We start from the raw sequence: 17,595 nt of genomic DNA on the forward strand, positions 1-17,595 counted from the left end.
CTCTCTGTGCTACCGCTCGACTTGCATGTGTTAGGCCTGCCGCCAGCGTTCAATCTGAGCCATGATCAAACTCTTCAATTTAAGTTTGATGCTCGTGAATTAAACTTCGTAATGAATTACGTATGTTCACTCAGAGACTTGGTATTCATTTTTCGTCCGAGGACGTTAAGAATCCATGTCACTTTGAGTGCCCACACAGATTGTCTGATAAATTGTTAAAGAGCAGTTGCAACGCGGCTTTCAGCTCACCGTTGCGAGGTCCCGTATATTACGTTTTCCTCATTCAGAGTCAAGCGCTTATTTCGCTTTTCTCTGTCGGCTTTCAGCGTCGTATTTCACTGCTGAAACCTTGCTAACCCGGCGGCTTGTTTGCCGTTGTTCCGTGTCAGTGGAGGCGCATTATAGGGAGTAATTCTGAAGTGACAAGCATAAATTCAAAAAAACAATTCAAGCGCTCACTTTTCAACCAAATCATCGTTTGGACTTTAATTCTTGCCTGGTTTTTAAACAAAAACGAGCCCAGAGGGCCCGTTTTTGTCGTTTTGTGACTTACTGCACTGCCACGATACGGTCGTCTTTCACCACCAGCTCGACGGTTTTACCCGGAACCAGCTCGCCAGACAAGATTTGCTGGGCTAACGGGTTCTCTATCTGTTGCTGGATGGCACGTTTCAATGGACGCGCACCGTATACCGGGTCGTAGCCATTTTCGCTCAGCAGCTTCAGCGCCTCATCGGACATATGCACTTCATAGCCGCGCTCTTCCAGACGTTTATACAAACGCTGCAGTTGGATCTGCGCAATAGAAGCAATGTGTTTTTCACCCAACGGATGGAAGACCACCACTTCATCAATACGGTTGATAAACTCCGGACGGAAGCGCTGACTAACCACGCCAAGCACCAGATCCTTCATATGACCGTAGTCCAGCTCGCCGAAACGTTCCTGAATCAGATCGGAACCGAGGTTAGAGGTCATGATGACAACCGTATTACGGAAGTCGACCGTTCTCCCCTGCCCGTCGGTCAGGCGACCATCGTCAAGCACCTGCAGCAGAATGTTAAATACATCCGGATGCGCTTTTTCCACTTCATCCAGCAGGATGACGGAATAAGGACGACGACGAACCGCTTCGGTCAGATACCCGCCCTCTTCGTAACCCACATATCCCGGAGGCGCACCGACCAGACGCGAGACGGAGTGTTTCTCCATAAATTCGGACATATCGATACGCACCATCGCGTCGTCGCTGTCGAACATGAAGTTAGCCAGCGTTTTGCAAAGCTCGGTTTTACCCACCCCGGTCGGGCCGAGGAACAGGAACGAACCAATAGGCCGGTTCGGGTCAGACAATCCGGCGCGGCTACGGCGAATGGCGTTGGATACCGCTTCAACCGCTTCATCCTGGCCAATGACGCGGTGATGCAGATCCTGCTCCATACGCAGCAGTTTTTCGCGCTCGCTTTCCATCATGCGCGCCACCGGAATACCGGTCCAGCGCGCCAGCACTTCGGCGATCTCGGCATCTGTTACTTTGTTACGTAACAGGCGCATCGTTTTGCCTTCAGACTGAGTGGCTGCCGCCAGCTGTTTTTCCAGCTCCGGAATTTTACCGTATTGCAGTTCGGACATCCGCGCGAGGTCGCCAAGACGTCGTGCTTGTTCGATGGCAATTTTGGCTTGTTCCAGCTCGGCTTTAATAGTCTGCGTACCGGAGAGTGATGCTTTTTCCGCTTTCCACTCTTCTTCCAGCACCGAATACTGGCTTTCTTTGTCCGCCAGCTCTTCATTAAGCATATCGAGACGTTTCAGGCTCGCTTCATCCGCCTCTTTCTTCAGCGCCTGCTGTTCCAGCTTCAACTGGATGATACGGCGATCGAGACGGTCCAGCTCTTCCGGCTTCGAGTCGATCTGCATACGGATGCTGGAGGCCGCTTCATCGATAAGGTCGATGGCTTTATCCGGCAACTGACGGTCGGCAATATAGCGATGCGACAGGGTCGCCGCCGCCACGATGGCCGGGTCAGTGATCTGCACGTGGTGGTGCAGTTCATAACGTTCTTTCAGACCGCGCAGAATCGCGATGGTATCTTCTACCGTCGGCTCGGCAACGAACACTTTCTGGAAACGACGTTCCAGCGCGGCGTCTTTTTCAATGTACTGGCGGTATTCATCAAGGGTGGTGGCGCCAACGCAGTGCAGTTCACCGCGCGCCAGGGCCGGTTTCAGCATGTTGCCGGCATCCATCGCGCCGTCGGCTTTACCCGCGCCGACCATGGTGTGCAGCTCATCGATAAACAGGATAACGTTGCCTTCCTGTTTCGCCAGATCGTTCAGCACGCCTTTCAGACGTTCTTCGAACTCGCCGCGATATTTCGCCCCGGCCACCAGCGCGCCCATATCCAGCGCTAATACCCGACGGCCTTTCAGCCCTTCTGGTACTTCGCCGTTGACGATACGCTGCGCCAGTCCTTCGACGATTGCCGTTTTACCCACCCCGGGCTCACCAATCAGTACCGGGTTGTTTTTAGTACGGCGCTGAAGTACCTGGATGGTACGACGAATCTCTTCATCACGACCGATCACCGGGTCCAGTTTGCCTTGTTCGGCCCGTTCGGTCAGATCGACGGTAAATTTTTTCAATGCCTGACGTTGGTCTTCGGCACCCTGATCGTTCACGCTTTCACCTCCGCGCATTTGTTCAATCGCCTGAGTCACATTGGCGGTTGTTGCTCCGGCAGATTTCAGCAGGTCGGTCAGCGTACCGCGTGATTCAAGCGCCGCCAGAACGAACAGTTCTGACGAAATAAAGTTATCCTTTCTCTTTTGCGCCAGCTTGTCGCAAAGATTGAGAATACGCACCAGATCCTGAGACGGCTGCACGTCGCCGCCGGTACCTTCTACCTGCGGTAAACGGCTCAGCGCCTGTTCGATTTGGCTGCGTAACGCCACGGCGTTAACACCCGCCGAGGTTAATAAAGGATGTACCGATCCCCCTTCCTGATTCAGCAAGGCGCTCATTAGATGAAGTGGTTCGATGAATTGGTTGTCGTGCCCGAGTGCTAGCGACTGGGCATCGGCAAGAGCAAGCTGGAATTTATTAGTAAGACGATCCAGACGCATAACTCCTCCCATAAACAGGTCAAATTTGCTACTGGAGATTAAATGAGGTCATCCCTCAATTATTCAAGGTTAAAGACCTGAACTATGTGAAAAATAAGTTTGCCTTCTGGATCGTCTTGATTCTCTAGGTTATATCAGCCAAATGAAACTTGCCATACGACCTGTGGTCTTGTCGCGACGATAAGAGAAAAAATCATCCTTTTCACTTAGAGTGCAACGATCGCCGCCGAAAATCTGCTCCACGCCGACGTTTGCCAGGCGCTGACGAGCCAATTGATAGATATTAGCAAAATATTTTTCACCGGCAGGACGGAAGGCGCTCTCCGCCTGGGCATCTTTGGCGATGAAAGCCTCGCGCACTTCCGCACCGACTTCAAACGCCTCAGGGCCTATTGCCGGACCAAGCCAGGCCAGGATATTTTCCGGTTTATCATTAAAGCAGGCGACCGTTTCTTCCAGTACGCCTTCACATAAGCCGCGCCATCCGGCGTGCGCTGCCGCCACCTCGGTTCCGGCGCGGTTACAGAACAGCACCGGCAGGCAGTCCGCGGTCATCACCGCACAAACGGTACCCGGCGTATTACAGTATGACGCATCGGCGCGTTTTGACACGTACGGCCCGCCATCCAATTTTAGTACCGTGGTGCCATGCACCTGCTCCAGCCACACCGGATAAGAGGGTAATCCGCCAGCGGCAAACATCCGCCGGCGGTTTTCTTCGACATGCAGGAGATCGTCGCCGCAATGGGCGCCAAGGTTCAACGAGTCATACGGAGGCAGGCTCACGCCGCCCACACGAGTAGAACTACAGGCCGCCACGCCTTTCGGCATTGGCCACTGCGGAACAATCAGCTTTGTCATAACCAGTCAATATCGTCCTTATGGGCTTCAAAATCGGCGCGCATGGCGTCGATCAGTTCCACCATATCCTGCGGGATCGGCGCGTGCCATTCCATCTCAATACCGGTAATTGGGTGATACAGACGCAGCATGGTCGCGTGCAATGCCTGGCGATCGAATTTGCGCAGCGCGCTGATGAACTCGTCCGATGCCCCTTTCGGCGGACGCGGGCGGCCGCCGTAAACCTGATCGCCCACCAGCGGATGGGTGATATGCGCCATATGCACGCGAATCTGGTGGGTACGGCCGGTTTCCAAACGCAGGCGCAAACGGGTGTGGATTCGGAAATGTTCCATAATGCGGTAATGGGTCACCGCCGGTTTCCCCATCGGGTGAACCGCCATATGCGTGCGCTTGGTTGGGTGACGGCTGATCGGTTCTTCAACCGTACCGCCAGCGGTCATGTGGCCGATGGCCACCGCTTCATACTCGCGGGTAATTTCGCGCAGCTGCAGCGACTCGACCAGACGCGTTTGCGCCGGAATAGTCTTCGCCACGACCATCAGACCGGTGGTGTCTTTATCCAGACGGTGGACAATTCCCGCGCGCGGTACATCGGCAATGGGCGGATAGTAATGCAGCAGCGCATTCAGCACAGTACCGTCAGGGTTGCCCGCACCGGGGTGCACAACCAAATCACGTGGTTTGTTGATGACCAGGATGTCGTCATCTTCATAGACGATATTGAGCGGAATATCCTGCGGTTCAAAACGCACGTCTTCCTCGATCTCAACATCGATAGAGACGGCCTCGCCGCCAAAAACTTTTTCTTTCGGCTTGTCGATGACATTGCCATTTACCAGCACGCGCTGGTCAAGGATCCATTCTTTTATCCGCGAACGTGAATAATCCGGGAACAATTCGGCCAAAGCCTGATCTAAGCGTTGACCGAGTTGATTTTCGGACACCGTTGCGGTGAGTTGTACTCGTTGTGCCATATACAGCTTCTTCGTTTAACGTTGGGTTTTACGGCTTTGCCGTTTAATATAGTGTGCTATTGTAGCTGGTCTTAATCGGGAGCAGGAACAGAGATTCTCCCGCATAAACATTTTGAGGAAGTCAAAACGTCATGACGCGCATGAAATACCTGGTGGCAGCAGCCACACTGAGCCTGGCTTTGGTGGGTTGCTCTGGCTCAAAGGAGGAGGTGCCTGATAATCCGCCGAATGAAATTTACGCGACCGCCCAGCAAAAGTTGCAGGACGGTAACTGGAAACAGGCAATAACGCAACTGGAAGCGTTGGATAATCGCTATCCATTTGGTCCTTACTCCCAACAGGTACAGCTGGACCTGATTTATGCGTATTACAAAAATGCCGATTTGCCGCTGGCTCAGGCCGCAATCGATCGTTTCGCTCGTCTGAATCCTACGCATCCAAACATTGACTACGTCATCTATATGCGCGGCCTGACTAACATGGCCCTCGATGACAGCGCTCTGCAGGGCTTCTTCGGCGTCGATCGTTCCGACCGCGACCCGCAGCACGCTCGCGACGCATTCAATGATTTCTCGAAGCTGGTTCGCGGTTATCCGAACAGCCAGTACGCCACTGACGCCTACAAGCGTCTGGTGTTCCTGAAAGATCGTCTGGCGAAGTATGAGCTATCGGTGGTGGATTATTACACCGACCGCGGCGCCTGGGTTGCCGTTGTGAACCGCGTTGACGGTATGCTGCGTAACTACCCGGATACACAGGCCACTCGCGATGCGCTGCCGAAGATGGAAAACGCCTATCGTCAGATGCAAATGAATGCGCAGGCTGACAAAGTCGCCAAAATCATCGCCGCCAACGGCAAAAACACCTGAGGGTGATAGCAGAAAGCAAAACGGCAGCCACGCGGCTGCCGTTTTTTTATTCAATGAACATCAGCGCTGAAGCGGTTTAGCGCCGAGTTAACTCATCAAATATGGCCCCCTTTCTTCATTTCGACAAGTAAAATCTCATCCGTTCCTGTCCTGTCTCACAAAATGAATTCGTTGACAAAAAGTGACATTTAAATGTGATTTAGATCACACATTTTGACATTGGGCGAGGTATGCTGGGTTCACCAAGACGGGAAAGACAAGAGGTAAAATTTATGACAATGAACATTACCAGTAAACAAATGGAAATTACTCCGGCAATCCGCCAGCATGTCGCAGACCGTCTCGCCAAACTGGATAAGTGGCAAACTCATTTAATCAACCCGCACATCATTCTCTCTAAGGAGCCGCAGGGTTTTATTGCTGACGCAACCATCAATACGCCGAACGGTCATCTGGTTGCCAGCGCGCGTCATGAAGACATGTACGCCGCCATTAACGAATTGATCAACAAGCTGGAACGGCAGCTGAATAAAGTGCAACACAAAGGGGAAGCCCGCCGCGCCGCCACATCGGTGAAAGAGGCAGGCTTTGTGGAAGAAGAAGAGTAATCCTTAACTTAAGTTGTGTCATGCCACGCGCCTTCGGGCGCGTTTTTCGTTTTTTATTGACAGGATGAAAACAGTACAGGTACTGTAATCCACACTAACCTAAGGAATTCATCGTGAAACGACTCCCGTTCTTCTTCGCATTCTTTTTTACCTTCCCCTGACTGGGAGGCGGTTCGTCGTATAAGAAAGAATGCGAAGACGAATAACAAGGCCTCCCACGCGGGAGGCCTTTTTTATTGATAACAAGAAAGGCAACACAATTATGACCGAGGAAAACCCATTACTGGCCCTGCGCGACAAAATAAGCGCCCTGGATGAAAAACTGCTCGCGCTGCTGGCCGAACGCCGTGGCCTGGCGGTGGAAGTCGGGAAAGCGAAGCTGGAATCGCACCGTCCGGTACGCGATATCGACCGCGAACGCGACCTGCTGGAGCGTTTAATGACGCTTGGCAAAAAGCATCATCTGGACGCCCACTACATTACCCGCCTGTTCCAGCTGATTATTGAAGACTCCGTTCTTACCCAACAGGCGCTACTGCAGCAGCATCTCAATAAGATTAACCCCCACTCCGCGCGTATCGCCTTCCTGGGGCCTAAAGGTTCGTACTCACATCTTGCCGCGCGCCAGTACGCCGCGCGTCATTTTGAGCAATTTATCGAAAGCGGCTGCGCGAAATTCGCCGATATCTTTGAGCAGGTCGAAACCGGTCAGGCCGATTACGCCGTCGTGCCGATCGAAAACACCAGCTCCGGCGGGATCAACGATGTGTACGATCTGCTGCAGCACACCAGTCTGTCGATCGTTGGCGAACTGACGCTGCCAATCGATCACTGTGTGCTCGTTTCGTCCTCAACGGACGCCGATAAGATCGAGACCGTCTATAGTCATCCGCAGCCGTTCCAGCAGTGCAGCCAGTATTTAAGCCGCTATCCGCACTGGAAAATCGAGTACACCGAGAGCACCTCGGCGGCGATGGAAAAAGTCGCGCAGGCAAAATCTCCCACCGTTGCCGCGCTGGGTAGCGAAGCCGGCGGCGCGCTGTACGGGCTGCAGGTGCTGGAGCACTGCCAGGCTAACCAGACGCAAAACATCACTCGTTTCCTGGTGCTGGCGCGTAAAGCGGTGAACGTATCCGATCAGGTGCCGGCGAAAACGACGTTGTTAATCGCCACCGGCCAACAGGCGGGCGCGCTGGTTGAAGCGCTACTGGTGCTGCGTAACCACAACCTGATCATGAGCAAGCTGGAATCGCGCCCAATCCACGGTAACCCGTGGGAAGAGATGTTTTATCTGGATATTCAGGCCAACCTGGAATCCCTTCCCTTACGTAAAGCTTTAAAAGAGCTGGCCGAAATTACCCGTTCGATGAAAGTACTGGGCTGTTACCCGAGCGAAAACGTCGTGCCGGTCGACCCGGCTTAACGTTCAATAAATTGCCGTTTCTTCATCCCTGCCACCGCAACCGGCAGGGTGAAGATGGCGCCGGAAAGCGGATATTGCGCCACTTCGTCGGCGTCCATATTTTCCCGGGTGGTAGTGATGTAGAGCGTTTTCATATCCGCGCCGCCGAAACACACCATCGTGGGACAACGCACCGGTAAGCGATACTCTTCCAGTTGTTCTCCATTCGGCGAAAAACGGGCAATCCGCCAGCCGTCAAACATCGCGCTCCAGTAACAGCCTTCTTCATCAACCGCCGCACCGTCAGGGATCCCCTCTCCAGGATGGAAACGACGAAGTACTTCCCGTTTGCCCGGCTCGCCCTGCTCATCCAGCGGCGTGCGGTAAATCACCGCGTTCGGCGTATCGGAGGTATACATCCAGCGCTTATCGGCGCTAAATGCCAGACCATTAGCACCATGAATATCGCACTGCACCACCTTTGGCGTCAGGTCATTATCAATCCGTACCAGCAGCGCGCCATTGTAATCCCCCGGCCCCCAGAAGGTCCCTGCGTAAAAACGGCCATCCCGGTCGGTGCCGCCGTCGTTAAAACGCGCCAGATCCGGGTTACTTGGGTTATCACAAATTTTGCGTTGCAGCAGACCGCGGGCATCACAAAGCCAGATACCGCTACGTAAGGCGACGATAAAACCGCCCTTCTCGCGCAGAGCAAAGCATCCCACTTCTTCGGGAAATTGCAGAACCTGGTGTTCTTTACTGCGTGTATCGTAGCGGTGAATTTCGCACTCCAGAATATCCGCCCAGTACAGTACCTGTTCGGCATCGCTCCAGGTTGGGCATTCCGGCAGGTGCCCGACGTAATCAAACAGCGGTTGCGGTTGAGCCATCTTTGCATCCCTATAAAAAAAGCCAGCGGGTTACCCCTCTGGCTTTATTGTATACACGTTTAGCGGACTTACTGTCGATTATCATTCGCCTGACGCAGCAGCGTGCGGCTTTCGCTCTGGAAGCGCTGGGCGTAATCGCCAAACCAGTGTTCGACTTTACGGAAGCTGTCGATAAACGCCTGTTTATCGCCCTGCTCCAGCAGGCCAATCGCTTCGCCGAAACGCTGGTAGTAGCGCTTAATCAACGCCAGATTATTTTCTGACGACATAATGATGTCGGCATACAGCTGCGGATCCTGGGCAAACAGACGCCCCACCATCGCCAGCTCCAGTCGATAAATCGGCGAAGAAAGCGCCAATAGTTGCTCAAGACGAACGTTCTCTTCGGCCAGATGCAGGCCATAGGCGAAAGTGGCAAAGTGACGCAACGCCTGAATAAACGCCATGTTCTGATCGTGCTCAACGGCGCTGATCCGGTGCAGTCGCGCCCCCCAGACCTGAATCTGTTCAAGGAACCACTGGTACGCTTCCGGCTGACGCCCATCGCAGTAAACCACTACCTGTTTCGCCAGGCTGCCGCTGTCTGGGCCAAACATCGGGTGCAATCCCAATACCGGGCCGTTATGTGCCGCCAGCATCGCCTGCAGCGGCTCGGCTTTGATGGAAGCCAGATCGACCAGAATGCAGTCCGCCGGCAGCGGCGGCAGACGCGAAATCGTCTCGGCTGTGGTATGGATCGGAACGCTGACGATAACCATCCCGGCATCGGCGACAATCTCTGTCGCCCGCGGCCAATCTTCTTTTTCCAGTACCCGCACCTGATAGCCAGACAGCGTCAGCATCTTCTCAAACAGACGTCCCATCTGCCCGCCGCCGCCAACAATGACCACCGGGCGCAGATTCGGATGCAGCGTTTTGAAGCCTTTGTCGTTTTCACTTGAATACGATTCGCGCATCACCCGACGCAGAACATCCTCGATAAGATCCGGCGGCACGCCGAGCGCCGCCGCCTCTTTCCGGCGGGAAGCCAGCATCGCGGCTTCCCGTTCCGGTACGTAAATCGGCAGGCCATATTTACTCTTAACCTCGCCAACCTCCGCCACCAGCTCCAGGCGCTTTGCCAGCAAATCAAGCAGCGCCTTATCAACTTCATCAATTTGATCGCGCAATGCGGTCAGTTCAGCAACCATACAATCCTCTTAACCCAGACGTGCCGCCAGATGTCCGCGCAGATCGCTATCGAGCTCGCGCAGCAGTGCATCGGTAGTTTCCCAGCTGATGCAGGCATCGGTGACGGATACGCCATACTTCATATCGCAACGGGGCTGCTCAGAAGACTGATTGCCTTCGTAGATATTGCTCTCAATCATCAGGCCAATGATGGAACGGTTGCCATCTTTGATCTGCGCGACGACGGATTCCGCAACCGCCGGCTGACGACGGAAGTCTTTATTGGAATTACCATGACTGCAATCTATCATCAGCGACGGTTTCAGTCCCGCCTGCGCCATCTCTTTTTCGCACTTCTCAACATCTTCCGGGCCGTAGTTAGGCGCTTTGCCGCCGCGCAGAATGACGTGACCATCCGGATTCCCCTGGGTCTGCAGCAGGCAAACCTGGCCGGCCTGGTTGATGCCGACAAAACGGTGCGGCATGGCGGCGGCGCGCATGGCGTTGATCGCCGTCGCCAGGCTGCCATCGGTGCCGTTTTTAAAACCAACCGGCATCGACAGACCGGATGCCATTTCACGGTGGGTCTGCGATTCGGTGGTACGCGCGCCGATGGCGGACCAGCTGAACAGATCGCCAAGGTACTGCGGGCTATTAGGATCGAGCGCTTCTGTCGCCAGCGGCAGGCCCATATTGACCAAATCAACCAGCAGGCGACGCGCGATCTTGAGACCGCCTTCAACATCAAACGAGCCATCCATGTGCGGATCGTTAATCAGCCCTTTCCAGCCAACGGTGGTACGGGGCTTTTCAAAATAGACGCGCATCACCAGGTAGAGGCTATCGCTGACCTCTGCGGCAAGGGCTTTAAATCGACGAGCATATTCGATAGCAGCTTCCGGATCGTGAATTGAGCAAGGACCGCAGACTACCAGCAGACGCGGATCGCGGCCGGCAATAATGTTGGAAATAGTCTGGCGGGAATGCGCGATCTGCGCTTCCTGCTCCACGGTTAACGGGAATTCGGCTTTCAGCTGATCCGGGGTAATCAGAACTTGTTCATCGGTAATATGTACGTTATTCAGCGCGTCTTTTTGCATGATGGCGATCCTGTATAGCTCGTTTGCGATAGTTGTTGCCTCAGCGGGCATGACGTAACCATACCATATAAAGTAAAGATATCAATCCATATTACGTAAACTTTAATTTACACCAGCAAAATAATTGGCATTGGATTGCCCGCAAACTGTTCATATAAATATACACATGACGAAAGACTCTTTTTGCCGCCGCGCTTTACTCATTCCTTTACTAAAATTCCTGGTAAGGATTATCTCAAAGCGGCCGGGGCAGCTAATGACGCTTTTTGCCAATAATGCTATTCTCCGCTCAGGCAACTGCGAACTGCGTTTCCCGTGCAATAACGATTTGACGGACCCGTTAATGAAAGAGTTTTACCGTCTATTTTTGCTTTTCTTTTTGCTCATCGCGGGAGTTCCCGCTTTTGCCGCTGAGACATCTGAGAACGTTCGCGCCATAGTTTCGGGGATTGTGACTTATACGCGCTGGCCAAATTTATCCGGCCCGCCGAAGTTATGCGTTTTTTCCACCTCCCGATATATCCGCAGTTTGGCTCAGGAAGCGCCGGAAAATTTACCTTATCAACCGGTGATAGTTCGAAATTCACAGGAAGCCCTAAAGGCCAGCTGCGACGGTTTGTATTTCGGCAGTGAAACCCCGGATCAGCAGTCTGCATTAACAAAAAAATATGGCTCCCGTCCCCTATTACTCATAGCGGAACAAAATACCGATTGCTCTTTTGGCAGCGCTTTTTGCTTGCTCATAAATGACGATAGGGTGAGGTTTTCCGTTAATCTGGATGTCCTGACGCATAGCGGTGTACGGGTCAATCCGGACGTACTGATGCTTGCCCGGAAGAAATCACATGAATAAGGATTTTTCTCAGGCCCCGCGCCCCACTTTCAAAAACGCGTTACGCCGAATCAGCATGATAAGCGTAGTGATTTCGATGACGCTGGTCTGGCTTTTGCTCAGCGCCGCCTCTGTCATCACGTTAAAACAGTACGCGCAAAAAAATCTTGAGCTCACCGCGGCAACCATGGGCCGCAGCCTCGAAGCGGCACTGGTTTTTGGCGATGCCACCGCCGCAGAAGATACGCTGGCGACGCTTGGAAGACAGGGGCAATTTTCCGAAGCCACGCTTCTGGACAGCCGTCAGCGTCATTTCGCCGACTGGCGTAATGACGCCTTAGTTAAAAACGAAAAATTCAGTGGTTATATTAGCAAATGGCTGTTTCCTGAACCGACTGTCCAGCCAATCTGGCATCAGGGAAAAATAATCGGTGAGCTTCGTCTGAAGGCGCTCGATCGGTTAATCAGTCATTTTCTCGGTGTTTCGCTGATCGTATTGACCGGCAGTATTCTGCTGGCGTCCGTTATCGCCCTGATGCTCACCCATTCTCTGCACCGCGGTATTGTCACCGCGCTGCAAAGTATTACCGAAGTGGTACATGATATCCGCGAAAACCGCCATTTCTCGCGCCGTGTACCGGAAGAACGTATTGAGGAATTCCATCTCTTCGCCCAGGACTTCAATAGCCTGCTCGGAGAAATGGAGGATTGGCAGCGTCAGCTGCAGGCAAAAAATGCGCAACTGCTGCGCAGCTCGTTACATGATCCACTAACGGGATTGGCGAATCGCGCGGCGTTTCGCAACGTCATCGGTAAACTGATGGACGATGACGCGGCACGCCATAGCTCGGCGCTGCTGTTTCTTGACGGCGATAATTTCAAACTCATTAACGATAACTGGGGACACGCCGCCGGCGATAAAGTCCTTATTGAGGTCGCCAGCCGCCTGATGGCATTCGTTGGCGACCAACACCAGGCATGGCGTCTGGGCGGCGATGAATTCGCCATTTTATTGCACGATGTGCATACAGAAACCGAAGTCCAGGCGCTTTGCGCAACGCTGTCCGAACAGTTTCTCCAGCCATTCAACCTTCACAATGGCCACACGGCAACGCTCTCTCTGAGTATTGGCTATGCTTTGACCTGGGAGCACACCTCGGTGGAGGAGCTGCAGGAACTGGCCGATCAGAATATGTATCGGATGAAAAACCAGCGTTTTCATCACACACAAAAATAAGAAGGAATTACTATGCTCAGGCAATTTATTGCACCCACTCTTCTGGCTGCATTTCTCCTCACCGGGTGCCAGGCGCCAGGTAAGTTCTCTAAAGAACAGGTCGCAGCAATGAAGTCTTACGGCTTTACCGAAGCCGCTGGTGATTGGTCTTTAGGTTTGTCTGACAGCATTCTGTTTGACAAAAACGACTATCGCCTGCGTCCCGAAAGCCAGCAGCAAATCCACAGTATGGCCGCACGGTTAGCTGAGACCGGTATTACCCATAGCCGTCTTGAAGGTCATACCGATAACTACGGCGAAGACAGCTACAATGAAGCGCTGTCATTAAAGCGCGCCAACAGCGTGGCGGATGCCTGGGCTGAAGGCGCGAAAATCCCGCGCAGTAATCTAACCACCCGCGGATTAGGTAAAAAGTACCCCATCGCCAGCAACGATACCGCTGCAGGCCGTGCTGAAAACCGCCGCGTTACCGTGGTGATCAGCACGCCTTAAGCAGGTTAGTCTACCGACTTAACCAGCCTCATCGCTGAAGCCGCGCGCCAGCGCAGGTAATCAACCACGAGGCACGCCGCGAGGCTGACGCCCATCAGCGGCACCGCCAGCCCGAGCAGGAGCGCAATTAGCAGCGCAAGCGCCCGGGCGGCAACACTTAGCCCCAGCCACGCTTGTACCAACGTCTGTGCAGGATTAAACGCACTCTGCGTCGGACGGCGGATCCACCACAGGCGGTAGCCGACGACGATCATGACGCACAGAGCCGCCCCGAACGCCACCAACAGCAACTGGTTCGCCAACCCGAACAGTAAACCCATATGAAAATCGACGCCCCAACGGGTCAGCTTAGCCATCAGCGGGAAATCGCTAAAGCGGGTACGATCCACGACTTGTAACGTCTCGCCATCAATGGCCACCGCATCGACCCGTGTCGGCCAGCTACGGTCAATTTCATTCACCGTCCACGCCATCCCCGCGCTTTTGGGCGGCCGGATCTCCAGCTTGCTGGCCGTCAGCCCTGCGGCCTGCGCCACCTGCAATACGCTATCGAACCGTTCCGCAGTCACTTTCACCTGTGGCTCATCCATTGCCATATGCGCCATGTGGTGCCCGGCATGCGGATCGGGCGGCATCGCCTCCCCGCCATGAAGTTGCGTATTGACCTGCGGTGTTAGCCAGCCAAACGCGGCGCGCATCTTATCGACGTTACCGCCCGCCCACTGCGACCAGGTTAAGCCTGTGGCGGAAAACAGCAACATGCCAACCAGTAACACCCAGCCCAGCGTCACATGCAGACGGCGGGTATTTTGCAGCCGATTGTTTATCCGCCGCTTCGGACGGGTCATCGCCCATAGCGCAATACCGCCCAACGCCGCAACCCACATCCAGGAGGCCGCCAGTTCGCTGTACAGCCTGCCGCCGTCACCCAACAGCAATGATTTATGCGCGTAATCAATCCACTGGCGCAGCGGTAAAATACCGCTGGTACCGTAAACCGTCAGATCGCCTTTGACCCGTAGCGTCACCGGGTCAACAAAAATAGCCCGGTTTTCTGATTCCCCCAGCCGCGGGTCGGCAAACATCACCCGCGTCGTTTCGCCAGCGGTAATCCCCGGGCGCACGGCCTGCAGGCGGAGATTGTTTTGCGTGGCCTCTTTGGCGACGGCAATTTGCGCGCTAAGCGGCTGTTTTTCGCCGTTGAGCGAGCCCTGTAAGGCGTCATGGTACAGCCAGTTTTCCAGCTGCGGCGTGGCGACATACAGCGTGCCGGTCAAGGCCGCGACAAAGATAAATGGTCCAATAAACAAACCAATATAGAAATGGAGGCGCCGCAGCAGGTTTAACCATGCCGCGCGCGAGGTGCAGGTTGTCATACTCTTCCTTTTTTAAAGCAAAAGAGGTCGTTGCGCAGTACGCAGATTCATTTTTATTAAAGGGAAAAAGCAGACAGCCGCGGCGGCGCGCGGGTTTCAGGGTAGAGCCAGGGGAAGTAGTGCCAGTGTTTTAATACCGGGCGAGAAACCGGCAGGCGAATGCGCCGCAGGATCATGGCGAAGAACAGCGCCAGCGCGAACAGCAGCCCCGGTACGTGCGCTAATAGCACGCAATAGCCGCAGGCTTCGGCGTGATCAACCGGCATGCTATGCGCCGGCTGTGACGCGCTGTCAGCGCCGTGCATCATTACCATCTCATGCCCGGACATCCCATCATGAGACTCGCCCATCGGCATAGCATGATGCATGCCCGGCATCGCGCTCATGGGATCTTTCTGTAGCGAAATGGAGATCAGCGGCGCCACCACAATCAGCAGGATCGCAAACAGCGCCAGCCAGGCGGCCCGCCGTTGCAATGCTGATTGTGAGAAAATAGTGCCGTTCACCGCCCCTCCGAAATCCGGGCGATATTGTAATTGATTTACATCAAAATAGTTAAAATTTAGATAAAAAAAGGGCCAGCCATCTGGCCAGCCCTTTCTATCAGGATGTCGCGAAAGCGAATCTTAGTTAAGACATTCCTACTGACACTCAATACAAATCCAGTAATTACCATAAAAAACAATTAGTTAATTTTATTTTTAATGCAATGAATTGCAGTATTATGAAACCTCTGTCGCCACTTTATCGCCAATTGCTATGGGGGACGATTGCTGGTTGCATTAACAAACGCCGTCGGTGCTGCAACTCGCTTTCGGTGCTGGCGGGGTTGAACAACAAGCCCAGCGAGGCGTTAGCTGCTGAGGTGTTTAAAACAAGTCAGGAAAAGTAGATTGAAGCAAAAACGTCCATTATGATGATCTGAGGGTTAACCAAAAGAAAATCATGACGATGAGTGTTGGATTAATTACAGACGAGCCAGGACGTTTTTTCCACCTTCCAATCAACATTGCCAGCCGGTGAATACTTTGAATTTCGCCCACGCAACCCAGCACTGAACTCAAAACCCATCGTTGATGACGAAAGCGGGATGTGTATGGGTTACTCCGTCGCTCAGGCTCCCGGGTTATGGCAGATTTATGATGCCGACGGTATGTTTGTCAGGCTGGAAGAGGCGCCATTAGAAGCCCCCCTGATTGATCCCACAGACCTCGCTTTAATTGCTTTTGGCGTATTTCGTCTATTTCGTGCGGGTAAAGCATTACTGGAGAGTGGTGTTAAAACCGCCGTAACTGTGAGACTTAGTGAGGCTACAATCAGTCTCTTGCGTGGCCGGTTGAAAATGGGCCTATCAGCTCACGCGCTCAGAATGAGTGAGTCATCGGCAAAACATATGCTAAACCCCGGCCGCTATGTGCCTTTACAGATCCAGGAAAAGGCCATTCGCTATGGCGCGAGAACGCCGGATCCACTGAAAAAACCAGGCCTTTTCCGGTATGAAGCGCGTATGTATAAACTTGTTGAGAACAAGCAAAATAAAGGCTCATATATTTATAAGCCATACCGTCTTGAGGTTTTAGTCAGGGAAGCTGACTGGACTATCATGCATTTTCAGTACATGCCGTGAAGGGGGAATAATGATAGATATCATCAGCGGTGACAGGCATCTGAAATTAACGCCTTATGAAAGAGTGACTGAACCCGAGATACCATCCTATAGCCGTATTATGGTATGGGTTGAGTTTTCAATTCCTGCCTTAAAAACCGAGTTTGCAGCAGAGTTTTTTGTCGGTCAGTTAGAGCAATTCAGGAATGATACACAAAATTTCCATCAGGCCTTAAAGAATGGGGGGGAATCTAAGGATATTAACTTAACCTCGGCATTCGAGCAGGTTGTACTTAAGTTTCACCAGGCGCATTTTGCCGGGGCTGTTGGCGTCAGCATGGAACTAAAGCCTGAAAACCATGCTGAAAGTATTACGCTTGAGGGCTCCCTCGATATTGATGAAAGTTATTTTCCCGACCTGTTCTCAGGTCTCGATGACATCATTTCATGGCAAAACTGATACATGCATTCAGCCATAAGACCGACACTAAGAATGTCGGTTTTTTTATGCCATTGAGTCGCGATTTTCCCGTTGTTAACGGCACCGGCTCGCTGATGGTGAACTCCTCCATTTTTTGCGGGGCGCTGGCGGTCATGGCGACTGCTTTACGTGGCTTGCGCTTGCCCATGCTTCCACCTCACCCGCTGCAACAGCAAAAGACCAGTCGCAGCCAAACAGCCTGCGATAATCGTCGGCGCTGCGGTCGTGATATTCATATGCACCGACCGGCCCCGCTACGCTCAAGCCTTCAAATGCCTGTCGTGTACGCAGACGCAGACGCAGGTCAGTGTCGGATTCCATAACGGCAGGCGTTGGCTGGAAGTGGTGTCATCTGCCGGTGTGATGGTGAGGCGCTCGGTAGTATTGTTTCCGGGCACGACGTCGAGGTCGTTACCGGTTGAAGTGGATCCCGCGCCGCCACATCTGACGCGAGTGCAACAACATCAGCTCTGGCTTTGACCTGCTTCGGCAGGTTTTTTATCTCTGTCGCCATTTTGCCGCCATCGGCAATAAAAAAGGGGTTAGCATTACGCTAACCCCTTGTTTTATA

The 17,595-nt window shown here is 53.4% G+C and carries 18 protein-coding genes, 1 rRNA gene, 1 pseudogene and 1 other annotated feature; of the genes and pseudogenes, 9 read left to right on the forward strand and 11 right to left on the reverse strand.

All coding sequences use genetic code 11. The features are described from left to right. The 4 genes from AC22LX_RS09555 to rluD form a co-directional block, all read right to left on the reverse strand. A 16S ribosomal RNA gene (locus AC22LX_RS09555) occupies positions 1-81 on the reverse strand; the annotation flags it as partial. 468 nt (positions 82-549) lie between these two features. Further along, positions 550-3,123: an ATP-dependent chaperone ClpB gene (gene clpB, locus AC22LX_RS09560; protein WP_015703191.1), complete on the reverse strand. Its 2,574-nt coding sequence runs from the start codon at positions 3,121-3,123 to the stop codon at positions 550-552. 129 nt (positions 3,124-3,252) lie between these two features. After that, positions 3,253-3,984, reverse strand: coding sequence for a purine nucleoside phosphorylase YfiH (gene yfiH, locus AC22LX_RS09565; RefSeq protein WP_015703192.1), 732 nt, complete (start codon positions 3,982-3,984; stop codon positions 3,253-3,255). Then, entirely contained in the window at positions 3,981-4,961 is a 981-nt protein-coding gene (rluD, locus tag AC22LX_RS09570) for a 23S rRNA pseudouridine(1911/1915/1917) synthase RluD (RefSeq protein WP_015370269.1), read from the reverse strand. Before rluD ends, yfiH begins: the two co-directional genes overlap by 4 nt. Positions 4,962-5,092: 131 nt before the next feature. Between rluD and bamD the strand changes: the two genes are divergently transcribed. The 4 genes from bamD (at position 5,093) to pheA (ending at position 7,861) form a co-directional block, all read left to right on the forward strand. Beyond that, positions 5,093-5,830: an outer membrane protein assembly factor BamD gene (gene bamD / locus AC22LX_RS09575; protein ID WP_015370268.1), complete on the forward strand. Its 738-nt coding sequence runs from the start codon at positions 5,093-5,095 to the stop codon at positions 5,828-5,830. Between the two features lie 272 nt (positions 5,831-6,102). Beyond that, complete coding sequence (gene raiA / locus AC22LX_RS09580) at positions 6,103-6,438, forward strand: ribosome-associated translation inhibitor RaiA (RefSeq protein WP_002914111.1); 336 nt, start codon at positions 6,103-6,105, stop codon at positions 6,436-6,438. A gap of 112 nt (positions 6,439-6,550) precedes the next feature. Further along, positions 6,551-6,675: a sequence feature (Phe leader region), on the forward strand. Further along, complete coding sequence (gene pheL / locus AC22LX_RS09585) at positions 6,552-6,599, forward strand: pheA operon leader peptide PheL (RefSeq protein WP_100279143.1); 48 nt, start codon at positions 6,552-6,554, stop codon at positions 6,597-6,599. (Overlaps the previous feature by 48 nt.) A 25-nt stretch (positions 6,676-6,700) precedes the next feature. Beyond that, on the forward strand, positions 6,701-7,861 hold the full coding sequence (pheA, locus tag AC22LX_RS09590) for a bifunctional chorismate mutase/prephenate dehydratase (protein ID WP_045395094.1): 1,161 nt from the start codon (positions 6,701-6,703) through the stop codon (positions 7,859-7,861). Here the strand turns inward: pheA and AC22LX_RS09595 are convergent. The 3 genes from AC22LX_RS09595 to aroF all read right to left on the reverse strand — a co-directional run bounded on the left by AC22LX_RS09595 (position 7,858) and on the right by aroF (position 11,000). Continuing rightward, on the reverse strand, positions 7,858-8,730 hold the full coding sequence (locus tag AC22LX_RS09595; RefSeq protein WP_063447777.1) for an SMP-30/gluconolactonase/LRE family protein: 873 nt from the start codon (positions 8,728-8,730) through the stop codon (positions 7,858-7,860). The two genes, pheA and AC22LX_RS09595, sit on opposite strands and share 4 nt — an antisense overlap. Positions 8,731-8,798: 68 nt before the next feature. Further along, a complete protein-coding gene (tyrA, locus tag AC22LX_RS09600) occupies positions 8,799-9,920 on the reverse strand; it encodes a bifunctional chorismate mutase/prephenate dehydrogenase (RefSeq protein ID WP_045395096.1) in 1,122 nt (373 codons plus the stop codon). A gap of 9 nt (positions 9,921-9,929) precedes the next feature. Further along, positions 9,930-11,000 carry a 3-deoxy-7-phosphoheptulonate synthase AroF gene (aroF, locus tag AC22LX_RS09605; protein WP_045395097.1) on the reverse strand — a complete coding sequence of 357 codons (1,071 nt, stop codon included), beginning with the start codon at positions 10,998-11,000 and terminating at the stop codon, positions 9,930-9,932. Positions 11,001-11,343: 343 nt separating this feature from the next. On the opposite strand from aroF, the gene yfiR reads away from it, so the two are divergent. Genes yfiR through AC22LX_RS09620 form a run of 3 tightly spaced genes read left to right on the forward strand, consistent with a single transcriptional unit; the run spans position 11,344 to position 13,561 of the window. After that, positions 11,344-11,853 (forward strand): regulatory sequestration protein YfiR, encoded by a 510-nt coding sequence (yfiR, locus tag AC22LX_RS09610; protein WP_026612240.1) that lies wholly within the window; start codon positions 11,344-11,346, stop codon positions 11,851-11,853. Continuing rightward, positions 11,846-13,069 carry a diguanylate cyclase DgcN/YfiN gene (dgcN, locus tag AC22LX_RS09615; RefSeq protein WP_047044434.1) on the forward strand — a complete coding sequence of 408 codons (1,224 nt, stop codon included), beginning with the start codon at positions 11,846-11,848 and terminating at the stop codon, positions 13,067-13,069. The genes yfiR and dgcN overlap by 8 nt, the downstream gene beginning before the upstream one ends. A gap of 12 nt (positions 13,070-13,081) precedes the next feature. Then, positions 13,082-13,561 (forward strand): OmpA family protein, encoded by a 480-nt coding sequence (locus AC22LX_RS09620; RefSeq protein WP_045395099.1) that lies wholly within the window; start codon positions 13,082-13,084, stop codon positions 13,559-13,561. Positions 13,562-13,566: 5 nt separating this feature from the next. Here the strand turns inward: AC22LX_RS09620 and AC22LX_RS09625 are convergent, their stop codons facing one another. After that, a complete protein-coding gene (locus AC22LX_RS09625) occupies positions 13,567-14,937 on the reverse strand; it encodes a PepSY-associated TM helix domain-containing protein (RefSeq protein WP_063447778.1) in 1,371 nt (456 codons plus the stop codon). A 56-nt stretch (positions 14,938-14,993) separates the two neighbouring features. Next, positions 14,994-15,443 (reverse strand): DUF2946 domain-containing protein, encoded by a 450-nt coding sequence (locus AC22LX_RS09630; protein ID WP_049059308.1) that lies wholly within the window; start codon positions 15,441-15,443, stop codon positions 14,994-14,996. 590 nt (positions 15,444-16,033) lie between these two features. Here AC22LX_RS09630 and AC22LX_RS09635 point away from each other — a divergent pair. After that, positions 16,034-16,564, forward strand: a complete 531-nt coding sequence (locus AC22LX_RS09635; RefSeq protein WP_227509262.1) for a hypothetical protein — start codon at positions 16,034-16,036, stop codon at positions 16,562-16,564. A 10-nt stretch (positions 16,565-16,574) separates the two neighbouring features. Beyond that, positions 16,575-17,003, forward strand: a complete 429-nt coding sequence (locus AC22LX_RS09640; RefSeq protein ID WP_227508945.1) for a hypothetical protein — start codon at positions 16,575-16,577, stop codon at positions 17,001-17,003. Here AC22LX_RS09640 and AC22LX_RS09645 read toward each other — a convergent pair. Next, positions 16,984-17,172 carry a hypothetical protein gene (locus AC22LX_RS09645; protein WP_063447780.1) on the reverse strand — a complete coding sequence of 63 codons (189 nt, stop codon included), beginning with the start codon at positions 17,170-17,172 and terminating at the stop codon, positions 16,984-16,986. The two genes, AC22LX_RS09640 and AC22LX_RS09645, sit on opposite strands and share 20 nt — an antisense overlap. 62 nt (positions 17,173-17,234) lie before the next feature. After that, positions 17,235-17,446, reverse strand: a pseudogene (locus AC22LX_RS09650) (baseplate assembly protein); the annotation flags it as partial. Positions 17,447-17,595: the final 149 nt, after the last annotated feature.

The organism is Klebsiella sp. PK01 (assembly GCF_057624675.1).

Bases quoted from the DNA above. Each gene is read 5' to 3' on its own strand.
- AC22LX_RS09625 (WP_063447778.1), bottom strand. From the start codon at position 14,937: ATGACAACCTGCACCTCGCGCGCGGCATGGTTAAACCTGCTGCGGCGC.
- bamD (WP_015370268.1), top strand. From the start codon at position 5,093: ATGACGCGCATGAAATACCTGGTGGCAGCAGCCACACTGAGCCTGGCT.
- yfiH (WP_015703192.1), bottom strand. From the start codon at position 3,984: ATGACAAAGCTGATTGTTCCGCAGTGGCCAATGCCGAAAGGCGTGGCG.
- yfiR (WP_026612240.1), top strand. From the start codon at position 11,344: ATGAAAGAGTTTTACCGTCTATTTTTGCTTTTCTTTTTGCTCATCGCG.
- AC22LX_RS09645 (WP_063447780.1), bottom strand. From the start codon at position 17,172: ATGGGCAAGCGCAAGCCACGTAAAGCAGTCGCCATGACCGCCAGCGCC.
- rluD (WP_015370269.1), bottom strand. From the start codon at position 4,961: ATGGCACAACGAGTACAACTCACCGCAACGGTGTCCGAAAATCAACTC.
- clpB (WP_015703191.1), bottom strand. From the start codon at position 3,123: ATGCGTCTGGATCGTCTTACTAATAAATTCCAGCTTGCTCTTGCCGAT.
- tyrA (WP_045395096.1), bottom strand. From the start codon at position 9,920: ATGGTTGCTGAACTGACCGCATTGCGCGATCAAATTGATGAAGTTGAT.
- AC22LX_RS09635 (WP_227509262.1), top strand. From the start codon at position 16,034: ATGGGTTACTCCGTCGCTCAGGCTCCCGGGTTATGGCAGATTTATGAT.
- raiA (WP_002914111.1), top strand. From the start codon at position 6,103: ATGACAATGAACATTACCAGTAAACAAATGGAAATTACTCCGGCAATC.
- AC22LX_RS09640 (WP_227508945.1), top strand. From the start codon at position 16,575: ATGATAGATATCATCAGCGGTGACAGGCATCTGAAATTAACGCCTTAT.
- AC22LX_RS09620 (WP_045395099.1), top strand. From the start codon at position 13,082: ATGCTCAGGCAATTTATTGCACCCACTCTTCTGGCTGCATTTCTCCTC.
- AC22LX_RS09595 (WP_063447777.1), bottom strand. From the start codon at position 8,730: ATGGCTCAACCGCAACCGCTGTTTGATTACGTCGGGCACCTGCCGGAA.
- dgcN (WP_047044434.1), top strand. From the start codon at position 11,846: ATGAATAAGGATTTTTCTCAGGCCCCGCGCCCCACTTTCAAAAACGCG.
- pheA (WP_045395094.1), top strand. From the start codon at position 6,701: ATGACCGAGGAAAACCCATTACTGGCCCTGCGCGACAAAATAAGCGCC.
- aroF (WP_045395097.1), bottom strand. From the start codon at position 11,000: ATGCAAAAAGACGCGCTGAATAACGTACATATTACCGATGAACAAGTT.